This is a genomic window from Halobacteriovorax sp. HLS, assembly GCF_004006665.1.
Lineage (GTDB): Bacteria > Bdellovibrionota > Bacteriovoracia > Bacteriovoracales > Bacteriovoracaceae > Halobacteriovorax.
This window is the reverse complement of sequence record NZ_QOCL01000012.1, coordinates 63,438-85,785: the sequence shown is the minus strand read 5'-3', so window position 1 is coordinate 85,785 and position 22,348 is coordinate 63,438. Positions and strand designations below refer to the sequence as shown.

At 34.9% G+C, this 22,348-nt stretch carries 16 protein-coding genes; 2 read left to right on the top strand and 14 right to left on the bottom strand.

What is annotated here, in order from left to right; translation table 11 throughout:
* Nucleotides 1-12: 12 nt before the first annotated feature.
* From DPQ89_RS12795 to sucC, 12 genes are all read right to left on the bottom strand, one after another.
* Nucleotides 13-486 carry a CarD family transcriptional regulator gene (locus DPQ89_RS12795; RefSeq protein WP_127717416.1) on the bottom strand — a complete coding sequence of 158 codons (474 nt, stop codon included), beginning with the start codon at nt 484-486 and terminating at the stop codon, nt 13-15.
* Nucleotides 487-616: 130 nt separating this feature from the next.
* Entirely contained in the window at nt 617-1,924 is a 1,308-nt protein-coding gene (locus DPQ89_RS12790; protein ID WP_127717415.1) for a TolC family protein, read from the bottom strand.
* A 24-nt stretch (nt 1,925-1,948) separates the two neighbouring features.
* Nucleotides 1,949-6,232 (bottom strand): hypothetical protein, encoded by a 4,284-nt coding sequence (locus tag DPQ89_RS12785; RefSeq protein ID WP_127717414.1) that lies wholly within the window; start codon nt 6,230-6,232, stop codon nt 1,949-1,951.
* 115 nt (nt 6,233-6,347) lie between these two features.
* The gene (locus DPQ89_RS12780) at nt 6,348-7,235 is read right to left on the bottom strand and encodes a response regulator (RefSeq protein WP_127717413.1); all 888 of its coding nucleotides are present in this window, start codon (nt 7,233-7,235) and stop codon (nt 6,348-6,350) included.
* A complete protein-coding gene (locus DPQ89_RS12775; protein WP_127717412.1) occupies nt 7,235-8,605 on the bottom strand; it encodes an HlyD family type I secretion periplasmic adaptor subunit in 1,371 nt (456 codons plus the stop codon). Before DPQ89_RS12775 ends, DPQ89_RS12780 begins: the two co-directional genes overlap by 1 nt.
* Nucleotides 8,602-10,788, bottom strand: a complete 2,187-nt coding sequence (locus DPQ89_RS12770) for a peptidase domain-containing ABC transporter (protein ID WP_127717411.1) — start codon at nt 10,786-10,788, stop codon at nt 8,602-8,604. The genes DPQ89_RS12775 and DPQ89_RS12770 overlap by 4 nt, the downstream gene beginning before the upstream one ends.
* The gene (locus tag DPQ89_RS12765; protein WP_127717410.1) at nt 10,772-12,520 is read right to left on the bottom strand and encodes an ABC transporter transmembrane domain-containing protein; all 1,749 of its coding nucleotides are present in this window, start codon (nt 12,518-12,520) and stop codon (nt 10,772-10,774) included. Before DPQ89_RS12765 ends, DPQ89_RS12770 begins: the two co-directional genes overlap by 17 nt.
* 55 nt (nt 12,521-12,575) lie before the next feature.
* The gene (locus DPQ89_RS12760; RefSeq protein ID WP_127717409.1) at nt 12,576-14,534 is read right to left on the bottom strand and encodes a response regulator; all 1,959 of its coding nucleotides are present in this window, start codon (nt 14,532-14,534) and stop codon (nt 12,576-12,578) included.
* On the bottom strand, nt 14,524-15,456 hold the full coding sequence (locus DPQ89_RS12755; protein ID WP_127717408.1) for a cytochrome-c peroxidase: 933 nt from the start codon (nt 15,454-15,456) through the stop codon (nt 14,524-14,526). Before DPQ89_RS12755 ends, DPQ89_RS12760 begins: the two co-directional genes overlap by 11 nt.
* Nucleotides 15,457-15,606: 150 nt before the next feature.
* Nucleotides 15,607-16,035 carry a nucleoside-diphosphate kinase gene (gene ndk, locus DPQ89_RS12750; RefSeq protein WP_127717407.1) on the bottom strand — a complete coding sequence of 143 codons (429 nt, stop codon included), beginning with the start codon at nt 16,033-16,035 and terminating at the stop codon, nt 15,607-15,609.
* 17 nt (nt 16,036-16,052) lie between these two features.
* Nucleotides 16,053-16,928 (bottom strand): succinate--CoA ligase subunit alpha, encoded by an 876-nt coding sequence (gene sucD, locus DPQ89_RS12745; RefSeq protein WP_127717406.1) that lies wholly within the window; start codon nt 16,926-16,928, stop codon nt 16,053-16,055.
* Entirely contained in the window at nt 16,928-18,100 is a 1,173-nt protein-coding gene (gene sucC / locus DPQ89_RS12740; RefSeq protein WP_127717405.1) for an ADP-forming succinate--CoA ligase subunit beta, read from the bottom strand. Before sucC ends, sucD begins: the two co-directional genes overlap by 1 nt.
* A 215-nt stretch (nt 18,101-18,315) precedes the next feature.
* Between sucC and DPQ89_RS12735 the strand changes: the two genes are divergently transcribed.
* A complete protein-coding gene (locus tag DPQ89_RS12735; protein ID WP_164848390.1) occupies nt 18,316-19,134 on the top strand; it encodes an MBL fold metallo-hydrolase in 819 nt (272 codons plus the stop codon).
* On the opposite strand, the gene DPQ89_RS12730 is transcribed toward DPQ89_RS12735, so the two are convergent.
* Nucleotides 19,123-20,835, bottom strand: coding sequence for a DUF4339 domain-containing protein (locus DPQ89_RS12730; protein ID WP_127717403.1), 1,713 nt, complete (start codon nt 20,833-20,835; stop codon nt 19,123-19,125). The two genes, DPQ89_RS12735 and DPQ89_RS12730, sit on opposite strands and share 12 nt — an antisense overlap.
* 106 nt (nt 20,836-20,941) lie before the next feature.
* Between DPQ89_RS12730 and DPQ89_RS12725 the strand changes: the two genes are divergently transcribed.
* The gene (locus DPQ89_RS12725; RefSeq protein ID WP_127717402.1) at nt 20,942-21,856 is read left to right on the top strand and encodes an arginase family protein; all 915 of its coding nucleotides are present in this window, start codon (nt 20,942-20,944) and stop codon (nt 21,854-21,856) included.
* 228 nt (nt 21,857-22,084) lie between these two features.
* Here the strand turns inward: DPQ89_RS12725 and DPQ89_RS12720 are convergent, their stop codons facing one another.
* The gene (locus DPQ89_RS12720) at nt 22,085-22,330 is read right to left on the bottom strand and encodes a hypothetical protein (RefSeq protein ID WP_127717401.1); all 246 of its coding nucleotides are present in this window, start codon (nt 22,328-22,330) and stop codon (nt 22,085-22,087) included.
* Between the last annotated feature and the right edge of the window lie 18 nt (nt 22,331-22,348).

The following is a 22,348-nucleotide window of genomic DNA, read 5'->3' as shown; positions in this document are numbered from 1 at the left end:
TAGTTTATTGACCTAAGCAAAGTAATTATTAATTGTTGATTTAATTTCAACTGTTTCGGTCCCATTAGAAATAGATATTTCTTGTGCAAGTAAATCTCTACACTGCTCTAACATTTTCTTTTCACCAAAACTTAAATTCTTCTTTCCCTTAAGTAAGAAAAGCGCTCTTAAAACTTCTGCAATCTCCACAAGAGAGCCTGTTTTAATTTTAAGCATATATTCTCTATATCTTCTATTCCAAGTCGAGTTATCAATTTCGATATTATGATCTTGTAGCAACTCATAAACGCTATTAATCTCCTCATTATCAACAAGAACTCTAATACCATTTTCTGAATCAGTAGGAACCATTACCGTCATGCCATTAGCAATAACCTTAATAATGTAGAAAAATTGCTTTTCACCGCCAATTTCTCTTTCCTCGATATCACAAATTTGACCTACTCCATGACCAGGGCAAACTGCGTAATCGCCTATTTTAAACATAATAACCTCCAAAATGTAGTCATATTCATTCTAGCTCAACGCATAGCGCCTTACAATTGAGTTTGTAAAAACTACAGGCTTTGTAGACTTTAATACAATTTAAGGATAATGAACAAATATCCAAATAATTTCAAATAGTTACACCATATAGATATTCGCATTGATAGTAAAGAGAGCCTAAGTTATTCATAGAATCGACTAGTGAGAATTGAGACTCTATAAAGATATTCTCTTGTTTAATAAGCTCACTCAGTGTCTCACGCCCTAATTTAAAGGCCTCACGATAGGCGGCAAGCAACCTTTCTCTACTTTTTAGGTGATCCTTCAGAATCTTAAGTCTCAGCTTCTCTTTTTCAAATTGAAGTTTAATATTCTTAGAACGCTCAATTATCTGTCTTGTTCCATACTTTCTCTTATTTAATGATTGCTCAATTAATAAATTGACTGACTTATTATCTGAAAAGGATTTTCCAGATTGAAAGAATGGGATCTTGAGATAAATCCCCAAAGTTCTATTTGAATTATCAAAATCTTTGATATCCCTCCAACTTGCTCCCTCTTTTGAATAAGACCCAATTATTTGCAACTTCGGCCAGTGCACGCTCTGAGTATATTTAGAGTTAATCTCCTCTAACTTATATGAGTTGGAAGTTTCTTCAATTACTTCCCAGCGCAATTTCTTATTAATCTTTTTAGTTAAAATTTTATCTAGTTCATAATGACCTTGAATAGTATCGAGAAGCTTATCTTTATTCATAGGAAGATCTTTTAGAAGTTCTTCAACATAGCTAGAGCTTTTCGATAAGAGAACAGCAAGTTGTTCTTTACTAATAACAAGAAGATTTTCTTCAATAGTCTTTCTCGCCTTTAAAAGGAGTAAATTTGAACGAGCTTCTTCAACATCTATGACTCTTTTAGCTTTTAATCTAAAACCCTCCTGCTGACTATTTAAAATCTCTTTAAAGTGAGTAATTGACTTCACTAAATTTAAAATTTTATATTGCTGAATGTAAATATTCCCTAATGAACTTTTAACTTTCCAATCAATTTGATCTTCGAGATATCCATGAGAGCTAGAAGCAGACTTCTTTTCTAATAAACCTTTTTGAATAGATAGATACTTAGTGCGATCAAATAGAGGAAAGACTAAATCAAGCTCCCATGAGCGTTCTGTTCTTCTATTAGAGTTTAAATAATTAGAAGGTGGTACACCTGTTTGTTCATTCAAGCGCTTCTGCCCTAACGTAAACGACAATTCTGGCAGATGTGAAGCAATTGAAGAATATAAATTGGTTTTAGTTCTCTGAACTTCTAACTTTGAATTTAAAAATTCGGAAGAGGACAATTGATACTGACCTTTTACAATATCAGATATATTCTGAGCGCTATAAATATTTAGAGAAATAAAGAAGGTTAATAAAACCAATCCATAATACATAAGTCATCCTTGACTAAAAAATTACTACGCGACGTTGTTGCTTCCGTCACTATCGTTATAATCGTTATGCTGATCATCACAGCTTTGATCTTCGTGCTTATCATGGCCCTTGCCATGCCCCTTTCCATTATTGTCGTGATCATCTTTATCATGTCCATGAGCATGACCGTTATCAAAACCATGATGGTTACCATTATCAGAATTGTTATTATGGTCAAATACATTTCCATGGTTTGCATTATCATGATCAAAGTTCTGTAAGAAGTTATCAAAGCTATCATCTGTATTTTGAAAGTCTTTCATTCCCTTAAACATATTTGAAAAACGCCCATTACCGGCCACGCAAAACTGTTCAAGCTCAGATTGATCAACAGTGACTTCTATCTCTACAGAAGTACTTGCCATATCTCCATTACTCTCTGTTGCAATTGCCTCAACATTAAGACTAAAGTCTTCTTCATTTTCACCATTAAGATTTAGAGATAATCCTTCAAGTTCAGACTCATTTAGTTGCCAATTACCATCCTCTAGAAGTGTTCCCTTATTCAATGTACTCGTTTCAGGAACCCCACTGATAATAATGCTGAGTGATTCACTGCCGTCTAAATCTGAAAGACTTGAGCTTATATCTAAACTAACCTCCCCTGTTCCTTCCACAGTTATATCTGTTGCTTCCAGATAAGGGGCATCAGCAACTCCCTCAATATGAACAGATAATGGGACTTCACTAATCGTAAGATCAGCTCCACCATTTTTTTCACCGGAAACAATAGATAGACTTAAATCAAAGTCACCAGAAAGGTCTTCATCATTAATCATTTTAAGGTCATTAAGTTTATTGACTGGCACAGTCCAACTTCCATCATCGTTTAAGGTTCCACTACTCAAATAGCTTCCATCAGGTAGATCATCAAAAATAACGGAGCGAATTGACTCTGAGCCATCATTATCATTCATAACAAAATCAAGTTCTAACTTAACGGCCTCTCCTTCTAGGCCAAAAACTTCTTCATTAGATATGGACACATTATCAGAAACTCCATCCACATTTATTGATACTGACCTAGTAAAATTTCTAGTTGCACCATCGTTTTCCGACACAGTATAAACCATTTTCATATTGAAGTTTTTCGAACTATTTTCAGCAGGTGTTATTGAAAGTCCATCAAGTTCATCTGAATTAACAATCCACTTTCCTTTGCCAATTGATTGGCCACTTGAGAAAGTCGCACCATCTGGAACTTTGGAAAATACAATACTATCTATACTTTCTGAGCCATCAGAATCCTTAAAATTGAAGTCAAAGTCTAGATCAATAGCAGTATCCTCACTGCCAGAGAACCTATTACTTTGCAGTCTTACATTATCTACTCTACCTTCAACATCGACATTAAAGCTTTCTCTGACTTCAGTAACTTCGTTGGTCTCAGAATTTGTTGTTCTTGCGACAAGATCAAGTTCAAAGTCTGAGTTATCATTAGCAGGTGCTTTCAATTTTAATGACTTTAAATTATTGGTAGTCACTTCCCATACGCCATCACCCAAATCTCTAGCACCTTTCATCCTAGAGCCTTCAGGAACACCTTCTAAGTAGAGTGTCGTACTCTCATTTCCATCTGTATCTAAAACATCCAAGTCAAACTTTAACTTCATCCACCGATCTTCAACTCCAGAGACATCAGTGGCACTTATTTCAGCACCTTCATTTTCTATAGGTTTATCAATTGTTATATTTAGTGAATCTGTTATAGATACTTGATCATCCCCATCTGTTGCTGTGGCAGTAACTGTATATGTGAAATCACCAAATGATTCTTCAGATGACTGAACGCTAAGGTTGTCAAGCTCCCCCTCTTGAAAAGACCATGTACCATCATTATTATTTATTCCATTATTGAAAATATGACCTTGAGGTACTCCTGAAATAGTAACGGTTAGATTCTCACTGCCATCGAGATCTGTCAGACTTGCCATAATATCGATATCGATACTTTCTGTGGCCTTTCCCTGGGCATCATCCACTATTAAAATTGGAGTATCAGCAACAGGATCAACTATGACATCAATGGACTTGAGATTTGTATCAGATGAAAGACCATCTTCAGCAACAGCAGAGATATTGAGAGTAAAATCTGAATCATCATTTGCATTTGGTGTAATTGTAAGTCCATTAAGATCATCTGCACTTAAAACCCATTGTCCATTCTCATTTCGAGTCCCATTATTTAAGAATGCACCTTCTGGAACATTTTCGATAATAATAGATAGAGACTCACTACCATCTAAATCAATCAGGGATGCTTCAATATTTAAAGCAATTGCAGTATCTTCAAGTCCTGAAGCATTTTCAACAGAGAGGTTGGCACCATCAGAGACACCATGTAAATCAACATTTAGATCATAATTTTCTGAGACATATTGGTCTCCATCATTTTCTGTAACGACTGCACTAATTTTAAGGGTAAAATCATCACTACTATTTGCTGGCCCTTTAATACAAAGAACTTCGGCCTGTGCTTCGGTAAAAGTCCAGCTTCCATCATCATTACGAATACCAGCAGGTGAAAATTGCGCCCCATCTGGAACATTTGTAATGGTAAATGAAAGTGTTTCACTGCCATCAGTATCAACTAAATCACCTTTAATATCTAGTTGAATCCAAGTATCTTCATTACCTGCAGCGTTTTCAACTCTTACAACTGGAGCATCGGCCACACCTGTAATATCAATATCTAAATCAACAGTGGTCGTTTTTGAATCTCCCGAATCAAGCTCAGTTGTTGTAGCACTCACCTGAAGCTGAATATCAGTGCTATCATTTGGTGCAGGTGTGATTGTTAATCCATCTAGTTCATCACCAGTTAAAGTCCAAGTTCCATCATCGTTTCGTGAACCATTTGAAAGAGTCGCTTCACTTGGAACACCACTGATGATAACTTCCAATGTCTCACTGCCATCTTGATCAATAGCAACTGCATCAATATTTAAAGCAATGGCCGTATCTTCAAGTCCTGAAGCATTTTCAACGAAGAGGTTGGCACCATCAACGACACTATTTACATCAAGAGCAAAGCTCTTAATAACTTTAGAGGAATCACCGTTAGAACTTTCCGTTGAAATTGCAACGAGATTTAGCTCTGTTTGTCCACTATAGTTCTCAGGAGGTAAGAGCATGATACTATCTAAATCAGAACTAGCAATCTCCCAAGAGCCATCCCCTAGATAAACTCCTTTAGTTAGAATACTTCCATTTGGAACATTTTCCAAAAGTAACGTTAGAGACTCAGAACCATCATTATCATTTAAAGAAGCAGACAAGTCTAAATTTATCCATCCATCTTCATCACCAGTAATATTTCGTACATTCACTGTTGGGGAATCAGCAACAGCAACAACATCAAAGTGTATTGAAGAATAAGTAACTGAAGTATCCCCAGAAGACAATTCCGTATTAATTGTTTGTAAAGTTAAATCTATATTTCCTGAGAAGTTCTGCGCAGGTGTAAAAACTAATGAATTAATTTCCTCAGCAGAAAAAGACCAGCTACCAGAATCTAACTTAGTCCCTACATTAAATGTAGATCCTTGAGGGATATCCTTGATTATATATGTCTGAACTTCAGAACCATCATTATCAATAATATTAATATTAAAATTTAATCTTACACTTCCATCTTCTAAAAGTGATAAGTCTATATCATCAACTATAACTTTTTCTGCTAATTGATCATCAACTGGGCCATTAGGAGCATTGCCACCAGTTGATATCGAATCCGCTGTATTATCTAAATTAGTACTAGTACTTTGCCGTTGATCTGGAGCTGCCTTTTGCCTAAGGCCTATATTATCATCAGCAGATGAAAACTCATCAAAAAGACTCAACTCTTCCCTTGGAAGTAAATTTTCTATGTCTGAATTATTTTCATATACTTGATTTATAAGAAGTTCACGTTGATCTTGATTTAAACTCAAAAGAAAACTTCTTTGTTGATCAGTCAAAGGAGCATTATCAAGGCCAGCGATTTCGTTAAAAATATAACTTTCAAGCTCAGACTCTATTTCGTTAGAACTAATTGAATTTTGAATGGCCGAATCCTGCGAAGTAAAACCACTCTGTTTTTTTGCAATATCAGAACCAACATTAAAATTTGATATTCCTCCAACATCATCAATAACACCGGAGCTTTTTCCAAAAATATTAGATGGAGCACTATTATCTAATGGTGATATTGAAGTATCAGAAGAATTAAACTCAAGTTCATCAAGAGTCAGCTCTTTTGTTTTAAGTAGTTCCTCATCTTTTGCCATATATATCACCTAATTAAGTTTTTTTAATAATATCAAGTAAGTTGTTATGAAGTATGAATCTAGAGATATATAAACACCTAAATTCTCGTTCAATTGTTAAAATATATTAACAATTTCATATTTTAGTACCTGAGTTTCTCATTACTGCAGTGACCTGATTTCCTTTCTTATTAAAAGTAATTTCATCAAAACAGACTTGGGTAGCATAAGCAATTCCTCGCCCACTAGAAGAGTTCGAACTTGCAGGATCTAATGTTAAGTAATTCTCCCAAGCAAAACCCTCCCCAGGATCATCAATTGTAATTTTTGTTGTATCCCCTTCTCTTGAGACAGACACATTAACTTCTAAGGGGGTTGAATTTTCTGACTGTTCAAGAAAGTCGTTATACTTATTTTGATCTACGAGTTTACTTTTACCACTACCAAGCTTATATAAACCATGCTCCACAGAGTTAAGTAGTAACTCATAAATTCCACGAAATGCGCTAGGAGCATCATCAAATAAAAAAGAAAGTGAAAAGGATAAATCTAAAACATTACGATGAGACTTTATCTTCGCTTGTGCATTTGTAAAATACGATAAACCACTTCTAAATGATGAGTAATACTTATGTCCACTCCTAATATTGTCGATGTGATTAAATGCTCTATTTACGACCGTTAAGAAACTTTTCTTACGTAAAGGCTTTATTAAATAATAAAAAGCGCCTGCTTGAATTCCTTGGGAGACCTGATCATCTTTAGCAGAGGAAGTAGACATAACAATAGGCGTTTGTATATTTTTATTACTAAGTCTAACTTTCTTCAATAGCTCAATACCATCGAGACCAGGAAGAACACGATCGACAATGACAAGGTCTAAATTATCGTGCTGTTCTAAAATTGTTTCAAGTCCCTCACTTCCATCATTGACATGAATAATTTCTACGAGTTCATTTTTTAAAATACTTCTAATTAGCTCAACAATTTCGTCATCATCTTCAATTAATAAAATCTTTCTCATCACTTCTCCGTAAATGCAGTCGCTAAAGAGTTATGTATTGGTTTCAATAAATATTGCAGAATTGTCTTCTCCCCTACGAAGATTGATCCCTCGACAGTCATTCCGGGTTGAACGATATTTACATGAGGGTTTGTTCCGACATACTTTTTCAACAATTTCATCTTTACCTGATAATGAATTCCAAATTTATCATCATCGAAAGAAGATGCAGATACAGAACTTACAAGAGTATCAACAGATCCAAAGCGAGAAAAATCGAAAGCAGATATTTTAACTAGTCCTTTCGAACCAACACTAACATGGCCAATATCTTTTGGAGAAACCTTCAACTGCACTTCTAGTGGTGTATTACTTGGGACAATCTCTAAAATAGTACGGCCAGGAACAACAACAGAACCTAAAGTACTGGCCTGACTTCCTTTTACATGTCCAGACACGGGACTTCTGATATACAGTCTTTCAATAAGAGCACTGAGTTTACTGATATTCTTACTATTTTCACTTTCATCACGTCTTAGTTGATCTAACTTTTGTAGCATCTCTTCCCTAGTAGATAACTCTAAGGACGAAAGTCTAGAGCGAAATTCTTCAGCAGAGTTCTCGGCCTGTACAAGTTCAGTTTTTAGATCAGAGTATCTTCCCCAATGATTTAACTTTTCCTTTTTGGCAGATAAATAATCTGATTTAGAAACAAGTCTCTTTTTATAAAGGCTTTCCAGATGAAGATAATATTCTTTAGAGACTCTATAGGACTTTAAAGTATTTTCCTGCTTATTTCTTAAAACATTAATAAAGTCGTTCTTTTGCTCAAGCTGCTTTCTTAGTACATTTACTTCGTCAAGATAGCTCTTTCTCATAGCACTGAATAAGCTCTCTTGTTCTTTGATCTTTTCTTCATCAAAGGATGAAAGTTTTCTAAAATTAGGCTCTCTATTCCCAAGAAAAGAACTAATTCGTTCAATATCCATAGATATAGATGCTGCATTATGGTTGAACCTATCAAGATCAGCATAAGCTGAGTTATTCATCAATACGATTAAAACTTGACCTTCTTTAACCCTATCTCCATCACGAACAAGAATTTCTTTAATTATTCCACCTTCAAGATGTTGGACTTTCTTAATCTCACCAACTGGAACAACTCGTCCCTCTGCCCTAACGACCTCCTTAACATCAGTGAGTCCTGCCCACATCAAAAGAATAAAGAAGCCAAGGCAAATTATGTAAATCGAAAAGCTAATAATAAATGGTGGAGAGCTTTCTTTGAGTAGATTAGACTTTGAAAGAGACTTGAGTTGCTCGTCTCGACTACTTTTTGTAAAGAACTCAAAAAATATAGACTCAAAGTATTTAATAACTTTCTTCTTCATATTAGACTTATCCCATTTTTCTTTAATGCCTTTATAAGATCTTTTGGTGGACCTGCTACCGCTTGGCCTGCACCTAGCAAGGCTATGAACATATCTGACTTACTAATTAAATCATTTCTATTAGTAACAAGAACAATCGTCACTTTCCCTCTATTCTTATCAATAATACGAGTAAGATCATCAATACAATCTGACGAAAATAAAGAGTTATCAAGTTGGTCTAATAGAATAATCTTAGATTTTTTTAGTAACTCTCTAGCTAAACAAATTTGGTACTTGAGCGACATTGGTAAGGATGAGTCATTTGCAGAAAGTTGAAAATCAAGCCCCTTATCAAACTTAGAGATATTCTTCCAAGCTCCAGATTCAACCAAGCATTGAATAATGTCTTTATCAGTGGCACTAGGATTAATAACCTTGAGATTTTCTCTTAATGTACCTTCAAATATTTTATACTCTTCCCCTATATAACCAATAGATCTTCGTAGTAAAACTTCATTCATTTGCTTTTGATTAATACCACCAATCGAAATGCTCCCCATCTGAGCAATATAGACGGAATTGATAAGTTTTAAGACAGATGTCTTTCCACTGCCACTGGCACCACTTAGCGTGACAAAGTCACCAGATTTCACCTCCATAGTAAAACCACTAAGAATTGAATCTTTACTACCTTGAAATTTAAGACCAACATTTTTAAAACTTATAGATCCGTCATTAGGAGTATGTGCAATTTGAACCATGGTAGGATCAGATTCAGTTTCATAAGTCAGTATCTTATGAATTCGTTTCATCGTATTATTCATTTCAAAAAAGCGACCTGATGTTGTGGCAAAGGATTGTAAAGGAGAGATCACTCGCCAAATAAGCATCATTGTACCTATTAGCCCTCCAATAGTGAGAACCTCTTCCCATACGAGTGTAACTCCAAGGACAAGAGTAACTAGTCCAGCAAGCATTGAGAGGAAATAACAAATATTTTCGATATTAGATACAAATAACGAAGTTTTGAATTTATAAAAAGAGGAATTTCCAGAAATATTCTCTAACCTCAATGACCAAATATCACTTAGGCCAGACTTTCTTAGGTTCTTTACTTGATAAATAATCTCCTCAATTATATCAGTTCTCTTGCTATTAAAATTTCCACCTTGCTCGTTGATAAATACTTGTTTCTCTCTTACAAAGAAAATAAGTATCGTATAAATAAATATAAGTCCTATAGGCACTAAGACTAATCGACCTGCAAGAATCCAAATCACTAATAAGTACAATATAATTGCAGGTATATCTAACAACATTTGACCTGGAGGAGAAACTATAAATTCTTTTATAGATTCAAATAGATTTGTTCTATTAACGTGAGTAGAAGTTTTAGAACCTTCTAAATGTAAATAGGGAAAATGGATAAGTTTCGAATATAAGGCCTTCGAAATTTGAAAATCCATACGAACAGCAATCCAACACAGAACCTTCAATCTTAAATATCTAAAAATAGCCTCAAATACTACAGATAGAAATAATCCTAGAATAATTCCTTTCAAGGTCAAGAGATCTTTAGACCCAACAACCTTGTCATAGATAACCATAACAAAAATTGGAGTTGTTATCGTCGATAAATTTATAAAGAAAGTATAGAGTATAACTAAGTACCATTTATACTCATGTCGAAATATTATATGATTCATCCATCGAGGAAAGAATTTTTCGTTAGTCAAAGAGTCAGCACTAGCTTGTTCACTATCTTTATCTTCACTGAATAGCAATATTCTTCCATAAGTATTACGACTAGCTGGTAAATCGATAATGTCTTGAATTTTACTATCAAAAACCTTCCACTTGTCTTTCCTTTTTTCTATAATAACAAGAGGACGATTCTCATCATCATGAGGAATAAACAATGCTGGAACTTGCTTTCCTTCAAAATAGAAAAGATCTACTTCAAACTCAGAGACACTATATCCTAAATCAAAGAATAAATTTATAATCTGAACATCACTAAGATTTTGATGCTCACGAGGTAATAAATCGATTAACAATCGTTTGTCACCTCTCCAACCTAAATAGAAGAGTAAAGGACTAATACAATTAGAATAACTACTACAAACAACTTCCTCGTCATCAACACCAAGAAAACTGAAAAAGTCACTCCCGTAACGGAAATAATTAAATAATGTGCTCATAATAATCCGTTATCTTAGAAGGAAATTTGTTAATAGGTACAAATTTGCGTTTAGTCTTAACAATCTCCCACTTGCCATCATCAAGAATATTCACAGTGATATTTGATAAGAAAGTGAAGTTATGATCATCACTAAATATAAAAATACAGTTGTCTGTACTTTTCTTACCAAGTATTGAAAACAACTTATTGTAACCTGTACGATCTAGACCGATATCGGCATTATCAAAAACTAGAATTTTTGCGTGAGAAGCAAGGGCCCTTGAAAGCATGACTTTCTGCTTTATCCCAGGACTAATGGGATCACATCCCAGGCTCTCAAGCTTGGTTGCATATCCCATTGGCAATGTAGAGATTAAATCGTCTAATCCTAACTGAGTACAACTATCCAATGCAAGGTCTTTACTAATTGACCCAAAGGCAGAAACATTTTCAAGGATTGATCCCTTAAACAATGAATTATTTGCAGACAAATATGAGATATGCTCTTTGTGAAAAGCATTTTCTACATTATATGGATTAGTTTGGTCAATTAGTACTTCGCCTGAGTCAACTTCACTAATTCCCAGTAAAACATCACAAATTCGTGAAGAAGTTATATTATTAGAACACTTAAAGTAAACAATATCTCCAACATCGAAAAAACTACTAAAATTCTTCAACAATGGCCTATCATTGAACTCGAGATCTACATTTTTAAATTCCACATTTCCCAGAATAGGAATATTCTCATATCTTTTTCGCTTAACTGTTCTCAAGTTATTTATATCTTTTAAGTTTTTAAAAGATACATTTAACCCTTGGAATCTAGTCCACAGACCTAGTATTTTTTGAACTGGTTGCATAATTCTTCCAGAAAGTATTGTACAAGCTGCAAGACCACCGACACCTAATTCTCCATGGATAATTTTATAGGCACCAAATCCTAAGACTCCCATAGTCATTAATTGACTAAAGACAAAACCAAAATTGAAGGCAAGACCATTGAAAAAGAGTGCCTGATAGCTAGAGCTTAAATTATCAACTAAAAGGTACTCATGCTTCTTTTTAAATTCACTCTCTAGGCCACTACATTTAATTGCTTCGATTGTGTCAAAGGACTCAAGGATATTCTTAAATATCTTTGTCTCTCTTATCGACTTTTCCTTCATCTCTATACGAATTTTCTTTCCCATCAAAATAGCAAGATAAGTAATTAATAGAAAAAAGAAAATTGGAATTATAACAAGGGACTCACCAATAAGATAAATAACAAACAAAAATACAAAGATAAATGGAAAATCAACAATTGTAGTCAAAGCTTGTCCGCTAAAAAATGTTCTTAGCTTAGATATTTCATTAAACTTATTTTGAATTTCTTTACTACCGTAAGATTCAAACTCTTCAAGGTCGCAGTGAATTATTTTATTCATAGAGTCTACAGTTGAGTTATGCTCAAAAACACTACCTCCCCAAGCTGTCAGGTACGATCGCAGGTATTTTAAAAAGAACTCTAAACATAGTATTAGGACCATTAATAAGGTTAATGATTGTAAGGTACCTACTCCATGATACGGTAGGATTCGATCATAGGCCTGTAGCATTGTAAGAGGTAATGCTAGTGCGGAAAAGTTTATGGCCATTGAAGACAACCATAATGGAGTCAGGCTTTTCTGTGACTTTCTAAGAGTTCTATAAACTTCATGAACTTCTTTTAAAAATTTTTTATAGACTTTCTTTACTTTTATTAACATAAATCAATTATAAAGAACGCCTAATAAAACTCACTTCAAGATTAGCTTAACAAATTCAAGCAACTTTTTCCCTACTGCCCTTCTTACAATACTTTATCAGGATATTTTTTAAATCGGCCTTCTTAATTGGTTTACTGATGAAGTCAACCATGCCGACTTCGAGACATTTATTTAAATACTTGTCCTTTTCATTACCACTTAGAGCAATTATTGGAGGGAGATTCTCACCAAACTTATCAACTAATACTCTAGTAGCTTCTAGGCCATCTACTTCCGGCATCATCATATCAACAAAGATTAAGTCGTAGTAATTTGGTTTATATTCATCAATAAGCTCTCTACCATTTTCTACAATAGTCACATCTTGGTTTAGTTTGCTCAAAAGGCCATAGATAACCTTTTGATTAATCTTCTCGTCTTCAGCAACCAAAATTTTATAATGTTCTAAATTTACGCTAGTGGTATTTGCTGACTTTGCCTTAGAAACAGAGTTATCAATTTGAACCTGCAACTCTATTTGCATACAAGTTCCACCTTGATCACTCTTTCTGACAAGTAGATCACCACCCATAAGTTTCATCATTTCATAACAAATAGCTAGCCCTAAACCTGTGTGGTTATCTACTTCACTATTATTATTCACATTACTATTATGGACTAGTTTTTCAACTTCATATTCATCTAATCCCTTACCTGAATCACTTATGATAATAGATAATTTCCCATGTCCTTCACCCATCTTATTAAAATCAATCGTTACTTTTATGGAACCTTGATCAGTAAACTTTATAGCGTTATCAATAAGGTTCTCACAAACCATTCTAATCTTGTCGTAATCTAAGAATACTTTTTCAGGGAAATCTGAACTAGATTTAACGATGAACTTTAATCCTTTCTGTGACGCCTTTATTCTCCATGGACTTAACAACTGTTCACTCTTTTTAAGAAAGTCAGTTGTTTTAAAATTAACTTTAGCCTCTGCTGACTTCAACCTTGAGTACTCTACGAGATCGTGTAACAATCTTGATAGATAGTTAGATGAGTATTCGATTCCATCGATATATTGAGATTGCTCTTCACTTAGCTCTGTTCCTTTTAATAATGACATCATCCCTAAAATTCCATTCATTGGATTCTTAACTCTATGACTGAAGGAGCTAAAAATAGTTGTCATCTCATTAACACTTGTTGCCGAGGTACTCGATTTCATTTGATTATGAGTTCGAGCTGACTTTAGCCTCATCAGTACATAGAATATAAGTAGTGAAAAAGCAGCATTCAAAGCTATGCTTATCTTCAATATTGAAGTAAGACCTTTTCCAAGAACAACTTCATATTTATTGTAAAGTAGAGCTATATCATCTAAATTGCTCTCAATAGGCGTATCTAGTAATTGATTAAGCGAAGATAGGACATTTCTTCTATGTTTTGTATATTGGTCAATATGATCAATTGTAATCAAGAGCTTTTTATATTCTACTGAGTCTAGTTCTTTAGCGTTCATTCTAATTTGCTCTTTAAATTTTTCTATTGTTGTTATTGACTCCACTTTTGAATATAGAACGACTCTAATCAATCTTACGAGTTCTAAATTCACTTCTAGGTCTTTTAACAATATTTTAGTTAAGTATGTTTCACTAACTCGCATATTAGAGATATTAGTTTTAAATAAGCTCACTCCTTCTTTAAAATCTTTTAAACTTTCCTCTAACATAGTCATTTGATCGTAAAGACCTGCATGTGTTGACTCATTCGCAATTAAATTTAGCAATTCATTAATCTTAGAATCAAATTTCTTTTGTAAGATTGAAATGTCATCGAAGTTATTTTTTTCTAAGTACATAATTGCTAAAGATTCATTCTTAAGTTTAGATATACTCAAGCGAGACTCATTTGCTAAGAAATTAAGTCGATCCGAATTATGATCACTGGCCTTAAGTCTAAAAACGAAAATATTTCCTATGACAAAGAAAATCGAAATAAGTAATAGTATTTTCTTATATTTACTTTTCATGATCTACCTTCTTCTTTGAACTTAGAGTTCTTAAGAAAATTATAATGGCATTTATATCTTTGTCTGATGGTTCTATTCCATTATGCGCCTTTATCTTGAGGGCTATAGCTTCATAAAGACTATCAATATTTCCAAAGTAGAAATAAGGAGATGTATATTCAATATTACGTAGTGACGGAACTTTAAAGAGGTACTTATCCTCTTCCTTTCTGGTGGCATTATAACGTCCGTATTCATGGTTTTTTATAACCTTAGAGCGAGAGTCCAGATATTCCATAAATACACCTCTCGAAGAAAAATTATTCGCACCAAGATTAACTCCATTGTGACAGTGGATACATCCCAACTCTTTAAATCTACTTAGTCCATTGAGCTCTTCTTTACTTAGCTTAACCTTATCAATTAGGTGCTCATCAAACTTAGACCTCCCCAGATCTAGAGACATAAGAAATCCTTCTAACACGTGCAAAACTAACTCTTTTGTAATTTTCTGTCCGTAGATATTTCTAAAAGATTCTTCGTAAGACTGATTACTTTTCATTTTATCTAGAAATTCTTCCCAAGTTGAATTCATTCGCTGATAGTTTTCTATCTCAGATGAAATCGCCCCTGATAAAGTTGTTTCACGACCATCGGTAAAGAAATAATTAGTTTGTGATAAATGGTATATCGAAGGAGTATTGATATAATTCTCACTCGAGTTTGGACCTTTGGAAAACCTCTTTCCATCAACACCATAATTAGATAAATCGTGACAACTATTACATGAAATAGACTTATCACTCGACAAAGATCGGTCTTCAAAGATTTTCTTTCCTAATAAGTACTCTGTGGCCGGAATAAAGGCCACTTCCTCTTTTACAGTAAAAGAGTTATCGCCTATGGCGTGTCCTATAAGAAGTATTAAGAATATAGTAATCATTACTTATATATTCGGAATCTTAAATAAAATTAGAGAGGCGAAGCGATTAAAATATGTTTTTCTTGAGGTTGAAACTTGAGTTTTTTACGTGGTGAAATAAAAAAAGGTGCTATAAATAGCACCTTTTATATAACTATATAAATCTTGAGACTAGAATCTAGTTAAAACTTCGTTCTTGTCAAAGAAGTAATTAATTTCTCTGTCAGCAGAAGCTTGAGAATCTGAACCGTGAACAGCATTTTCACCAATAGACTTAGCATATAGCTTTCTAAGAGTTCCTTCTGCTGCTTCAGCTGGGTTTGTTGCACCCATGATTTCTCTATTCTTATCAACTGCACCTTCACCTTCAAGTGCCATAATCATAACAGGCGCTGAAGTCATGAAAGAAACAAGCTCACCAAAGAATGGTCTATCTTTGTGCTCGATATAGAAACCTTCCGCTTTTTCTTTTGAAAGGTGAACTAATTTTGCAGCAGCAATTCTTAGCCCTTCTCTTTCGAATTTATTAATAATATTACCGATGTTGTTATCTAAAACAGCATTTGGCTTAACAATACTTAGTGTTCTTTCCATTTTTATGTCTCCTTAAAAACAAATTATTTCTTACCTAAAACTTCTTCCATTTTGTGCCCAAGTTCAGCAGGTGATCTAGCAATAGTCACACCACATTCCTCAAGAATTCTGAACTTCGCTTCTGCAGTGTCATCTCCACCAGAGATAATTGCACCAGCGTGTCCCATTCTCTTACCAGCAGGAGCAGAAGCACCAGCGATAAAGCTCACAACAGGTTTTGTCATATTTTTTTGAATCCATCTAGCTGCATCAGTCTCTGCACTACCACCGATCTCGCCGATCATAATTACTGCTTCAGTATCTGCATCTTTTTCAAATAATTTTAAAACGTCGATAAAGTCAGTTCCATTAACAGGATCTCCACCAATACCTACACAAGTTGATTGACCAATATCTCTTTGAGTTAATTGGAAAACAGCTTCATAAGTCAACGTCCCTGATCTAGAAACTACACCAACTTTTCCAGGCATATGAATATGTCCTGGCATAATTCCAATCTTACACTCACCTGGAGTAATAAGACCTGGACAGTTAGGACCAATTAATCTTGTATTCGACTCTTTAAGTGCCGCTTTAACTTTTACCATATCAATAATTGGAATACCTTCTGTAATCGCAATTACAAGGGGCATTCCAGCATCGATACATTCTAGAATTGAATCCGCAGCAAATGGAGGTGGAACCATAATCATTGCAGCATTGGCTTCAGTCTTATCAACAGCTTCTTTAACTGTATTAAATACAGGGAAACCTTCGTGAACCGTCCCACCCTTACCTGGAGTTACACCACCAACAAAGTTAGTACCATAATCTCTAGATTGAAGAGAGTGAAAAGTTCCTTGCTTACCTGTAAAACCAACAGTGATTAGTTTTGTATCTCTATTAATTAGAATGGCCATTACGCATCCCCTTTAGTTGCTTCAACAACTTTCTTCGCAGCATCTGCAAGATCGTCAGCGGCAATAATAGTTAAATCAGATTCATTAAGAATTTTCTTTCCAAGTGCTACGTTTGTACCTTCAAGTCTTACAACTAGAGGAACTGAAACACCAAGTGACTTAGCTGCGGCACAAACACCTTCAGCAATAATGTCACACTTCATAATCCCACCAAAGATATTTACAAGAATAGCTTTAACGTTCTTATCTGAAAGGATAATTGAAAATGCTTTTTCAACAGTTTCTTTAGTTGCTCCACCACCTACATCAAGGAAGTTCGCTGGCTCTCCACCATGAAGCTTAATAATATCCATTGTACCCATCGCAAGACCAGCACCGTTTACTAGACAACCAATATTTCCATCTAGAGAAATATAAGAAAGTCCGTATTTAGCAGCATCAAGTTCTTCAACAGATTCTTCTGTAGGATCTCTCATTGCTTCAATTTCTGGATGTCTAAAAAGAGCATTATCGTCAAAGTTTAACTTTGCATCTAAAGCGATAATCTCACCGGCCTTAGTTTTAACCATTGGGTTAATTTCGGCTATAGTACAATCAGTAGCGATATATAACTCATAAAGACCTTTAAAGAATTTTGTAGCTTCTTTAACAAGGTCTTTATCTTTAATACCGATTCCGTAAGCAAGCTTTCTTCCGATAAAAGGAGTAAAACCAGCAGCTGGATCAACAGCAACTTTGATTATTTTTTCAGGAGTTTCTTCTGCAACTTTTTCAATTTCTACACCACCTTCACTAGATGCCATAAAAGTTACTTTTCCAGTCGCTCTATCAAGAACAATACCTGCATAGTACTCATGCTCTATTTCACAACCTTCTTCAACTAAAAGCGTAAGAACTTTCTTACCTTCTGGTCCTGTTTGGTGTGTAACTAGCGTCTTACCTAGAATGTCGTCGGCATGGGCCTTAACTTCATCCATATTCTTGGCAAGCTTAACGCCTCCAGCTTTTCCTCTACCACCGGCGTGAATTTGAGCCTTTACTACCCAAACATTTCCACCAAGTTTCTCTGCACCTGCAACCGCTTCATCTACAGACTTAGCAACCTGACCACCGAGAACTTTTATTCCAAATTTCTTCATCAGCTCTTTGGCCTGGTACTCATGTACGTTCATGAATCTCTCCTGAGTTTGTTTTAAAATTGTACCCATAATAAAGGCGATGGTCGCATCATACTAGGAGCAACGCTTCATAACAGATTGATTTTTTAGGTTATTAGGGTCAAAATCATTGTTTAAGCGATAGATTACATAAAAAAGGTTGAATTATGCAAAGCAATAGAGAGTATTTCTGTTTAGAACCCGCCTATTTTCGTCTGGATGGAGGAGCCATGTATGGAATCATTCCAAAGCCATTGTGGAACAAGGTTCATCCAAGCGATGAACTCAATAGAATCGATCTTGCTCTTAGATTACTTGTCATTAAAGACCAGGATCGAGTAATTCTGATTGATACTGGAATTGGTGATTACAACGGAGATAAATTCAATTCACGCTTTGATGTAAGAACAGAGAACTCTCCTCTCGAAAAATCTTTAGCAAAAATTAATTTAACGACAGACGATATTACCGACTTGATTCTTAGCCATCTACATTTCGATCATATTGGTGGTATAGCTCAAATGGAAGATAGTAAACTGGTTCCAATTTTTAAAAACGCCCGTTGTCACATTCATAAACAACACTACGATTATGCTCTGTCCCCTAGCCTTAGAGATGCGGGATCATTTCATACCCATAACTTCGGCCCTATTTTAGATTGGTATGTAGAACAAGGAAAAATGGTTTGGCACACAGGAGAAGAAGGTACTATCTTCAATGATGGAAATAAGCTCTCTTTTAAATGCTCTCATGGACATACTCCATTCTTAATGCATCCTTATGACGATAACTTTATCTACCTAGCGGACTTAATCCCTACTTCAAATCATATTCATATTCCATGGGTAATGGGTTACGATATCAACCCGGGTGTAACTACAACAGATAAAGTGACTTTTTTAGAATTTATTGAAGAAAATAATCTCACAATTATTTATGAGCACGATCCTATCTATTGGGGAAGCAAAACCTTAAAGGGAACAAAAGGAATCGAGGTCAAAGACTTAAGTAAAGCTCCAAAAGAACTTGCTTATAAATTAGAGTTTTAAAGAGTGAATAAGCTTATTAGTTTCTTTCGCCTTAGTTGCAGCTTCTTCAGATAAGTACTTAGACCTTTTTTTGAATAACTTTAGAAGCCTTTCTCTATTTTTTCTCCTAAGCCTCTTAAGCTTTCGAGTCATAGTAACCATATCACTGGCCATCTCACCGATCTTTTTTCCATGCTCTAGAACTTCTTCATAACTCGAAGAGATACTTGCATTTTTAAATTCGTACTCCTTAAACAAGCTATGAGTATCTAAAATAACACTTTGTAAAATTGGCCCCGCTTCTTTAGCATAGAGAAGCTCGAAAGATTCAATATCTTTTCCTCGACGAATGGCCGTTAATACCTCTTCATAGATCTTATAAATTCTTAAACTCATTTGAGAAAAAGTTCTATATTTTTCTAATTGGTCTTTGTATGGAATTTTCTTATTCTCAAGTTCTTTAGCAAAGTAAGTTTTAAGTCTATAGTCAAACTCTTCACGAGTTCCTTCGAAAATAAAATCCTTACCACGATACTTATATGTTTTGCTAACATCAATAAAAGATAGCTTTAGTTTATGATGAAGAAACTTACTCAATCTCTGAGAGATACCTACTGGGATAGTATTTAATTTTATATAATACTCTCCAGGTAGAAACTTTTCTCCCTTAATAAGGCTTAGCTTAGAAAAAGTTGCCACTCCACCTTTGACCACAGAGTTAGCAGTAACAACAACCTCTCCGTTACCAATCACTTTCTTCTCTACAGAACTTAGAGTCAGATAAACTTTAGCTTCATGAGGAAGATTGGTGGCAAGAAATAACTTCTTATTATCTTTAGAGACAAAAATCTTAGCTTGAAAGTTTTCAGAAAAGTCCTGTTTGCGAATATCATATACTTTTTCGACCTGCGACGGCAGTAGACCTTCAAAGTCTATTTTAGCATCAAACGTACTTCTTAAGTAAAGGAAGCTAGAGCTTAAAACGACGAAGCAAACTATGGCTGCGGCCCAAGTCTTAATCTTATTATTAAGAAGAGCTTTTTTAGAACTCTTAAGATCTTCCCAATCGATTCCTTCAGGGCCCTGATCAATATCTTCCCGCGACTCATCTTCATCAACGATATTGACTTCATTAGCAGCTTCACTTGAGCTTACAACTGGTTTTTCTAGAACTTCCTGCTCTACCTCAATAGTAGAAACCTCTTCTACAGGTGTTAAGCTTTTATCTTCAATAACTTCTTTAACAGACTCTTCTGCAGAAATAAGCTCTTCAAGTTTCTCACTATCTTCAACGTGCTCTTCGTACCCAACTTCAGGAATTTCATCAACTTCAGGAATTTCTGGTAATTCCGGTAAATCAGGAAGGTCGATTAAGTCAATTGATTCGGCCTTATCAACTTCGCTTACTAGCTCTTCGATAATGTCATCATTTTCTTCAGGAACTGGCACAGGGATATTACTAACTTCTTGCTCTAAGTCCTCACTAATTGGCAATGGCGGGAGTTCAGGAAGCTCAGGCAATTCAAGATCTTCTGAAACAATTTCCTCTTCTTCTATAGAGAACTCGCTATAATGCTCAAGAGGATACCAGTCATCAATACCTTCACGCCAAAGTGGAGCGTGAGGACTAATTTTCCTTTGTTCAAGCATATCTCGAATTTCAGAAGTAGAAAATGGGCCAAGATGATGATCTTCTTGGAATATAAACCATGTTTTTTCCATATCTTATATATGTTAGCCTCGTGCAACGATTTGCTCAAGCAATTGATTTAATTATTTTTCATAACTAGCTTTGCCATAAAACTTTACTTCATCTAGTATTGGCCCCATGAAAAATGAAAAAGACATCTTTACAAAAATTGAATCGCAACTTGCCTCTAGATCGGCCGATAGAATTCATGTAAAAAATGATCAATGTAATAAGAATTTGATCCTTTTGAGTGAGTGTGACTACGGCGTAATTAGAAATGGAGGAAGAAGAGGATCAAACTATGGCCCTAAGTCGATTCTTGCGAACCTAAGAAAAATGTGTGCTCACAAAGTAAATACAATTTCAGTTGAAAGTATCAGAAGTAAAACTTGTGAAGAGAACTTTAACGCACAGCAACTAGAAGATACTCAGAAAATATCTCAGGCCTTGCAATCATTTAGCTCTAAAAATATTTGGCATCTTGGAGGAGGTCATGATCATATCTACCCTCTTCTTAAATCGATAGAAAAGGACAATGATAAAATATGTATCATTAATATTGATGCACATTTAGATACAAGAATTGATGAGCTCTATCACTCTGGAACTCCTTTTAGACAATTTAGTAACGAGACTAATTGCGAAGTTATTCTCTATCAACTTGGAATTCACAAATTCGCCAATGTTCAACAAAACTATGAGCCTCTTAAAAGGGGTAGTATGAAAGTCTACACTCCCTTACAAATTCAAAAAGAAAGTTCGAACTTCACTAATATGAATAGTTTTCTTGATAAAGAGATTGTGATTCCAGACGGATTTACTGTAATCCTAAGTCTTGACTGTGATGCTATAGACTCTTCCTCTATGGAAGCCGTCAGCGCTGTCAATCACGACGGACTGTCGCTAAATACTATTAGATCTATTTTCTCGTGGTATTTTTCATTGGCCCAAGAGAGGAATTATGTTGGAATCTATGAATACAATCCTCTTTTTGACAATCTCTCCTCAAAAGGAGCAAGAGCAGTCTCGTCACTAATGGAAAATTACTTTTAGATTTTTGACAAAAAAAAACCCATGATAGAATCATGGGCTTTTTTTGAGAGACATTTTTGGAGTTAGAAAAAATCCTTTCTTCGTAGCTCCTACACACACACACTTAATATATAGCAAGTCACGTGCCAACTTTTTAAATCTGGCCCCACATTATAACTATCTGATTTCACAAGATTATTTAAACAGCGTGTCAGCCAAAAAGATGACAACACACTAGAATTGCAGTCATTAAATTGACTCACCCCTTAGATATTTTCCAAGTAAGTAACTGGCATCCTGCAAAGCGTCTCGCTCAGTGACGCAAGAGTATATACTCTTAACATGGCGCCAAATTTTACGTGTGTCTTTTTGGACAATATCAATTTCGGCCATGTACTGATCATGTAGTTTGTTTACAGAAATTCTGCCTTCGCGAAACTCATCACCTTCGATTAGAACAAAGAAGTCTTTTGGAAAATCATTACTAGTATTCATAGAAATTAAACCCCGCGA

Bases quoted from the DNA above. Each gene is read 5' to 3' on its own strand.
- DPQ89_RS12795 (WP_127717416.1), bottom strand. From the start codon at position 486: ATGTTTAAAATAGGCGATTACGCAGTTTGCCCTGGTCATGGAGTAGGT.
- DPQ89_RS12765 (WP_127717410.1), bottom strand. From the start codon at position 12,520: ATGTTAATAAAAGTAAAGAAAGTCTATAAAAAATTTTTAAAAGAAGTT.
- DPQ89_RS12790 (WP_127717415.1), bottom strand. From the start codon at position 1,924: ATGTATTATGGATTGGTTTTATTAACCTTCTTTATTTCTCTAAATATT.
- DPQ89_RS12775 (WP_127717412.1), bottom strand. From the start codon at position 8,605: ATGAAGAAGAAAGTTATTAAATACTTTGAGTCTATATTTTTTGAGTTC.
- DPQ89_RS12760 (WP_127717409.1), bottom strand. From the start codon at position 14,534: ATGAAAAGTAAATATAAGAAAATACTATTACTTATTTCGATTTTCTTT.
- DPQ89_RS12725 (WP_127717402.1), top strand. From the start codon at position 20,942: ATGAAAAATGAAAAAGACATCTTTACAAAAATTGAATCGCAACTTGCC.
- DPQ89_RS12785 (WP_127717414.1), bottom strand. From the start codon at position 6,232: ATGGCAAAAGATGAGGAACTACTTAAAACAAAAGAGCTGACTCTTGAT.
- DPQ89_RS12720 (WP_127717401.1), bottom strand. From the start codon at position 22,330: ATGAATACTAGTAATGATTTTCCAAAAGACTTCTTTGTTCTAATCGAA.
- DPQ89_RS12735 (WP_164848390.1), top strand. From the start codon at position 18,316: ATGTATGGAATCATTCCAAAGCCATTGTGGAACAAGGTTCATCCAAGC.
- DPQ89_RS12755 (WP_127717408.1), bottom strand. From the start codon at position 15,456: ATGATTACTATATTCTTAATACTTCTTATAGGACACGCCATAGGCGAT.
- sucC (WP_127717405.1), bottom strand. From the start codon at position 18,100: ATGAACGTACATGAGTACCAGGCCAAAGAGCTGATGAAGAAATTTGGA.
- DPQ89_RS12770 (WP_127717411.1), bottom strand. From the start codon at position 10,788: ATGAGCACATTATTTAATTATTTCCGTTACGGGAGTGACTTTTTCAGT.
- DPQ89_RS12780 (WP_127717413.1), bottom strand. From the start codon at position 7,235: ATGAGAAAGATTTTATTAATTGAAGATGATGACGAAATTGTTGAGCTA.
- DPQ89_RS12730 (WP_127717403.1), bottom strand. From the start codon at position 20,835: ATGGAAAAAACATGGTTTATATTCCAAGAAGATCATCATCTTGGCCCA.
- sucD (WP_127717406.1), bottom strand. From the start codon at position 16,928: ATGGCCATTCTAATTAATAGAGATACAAAACTAATCACTGTTGGTTTT.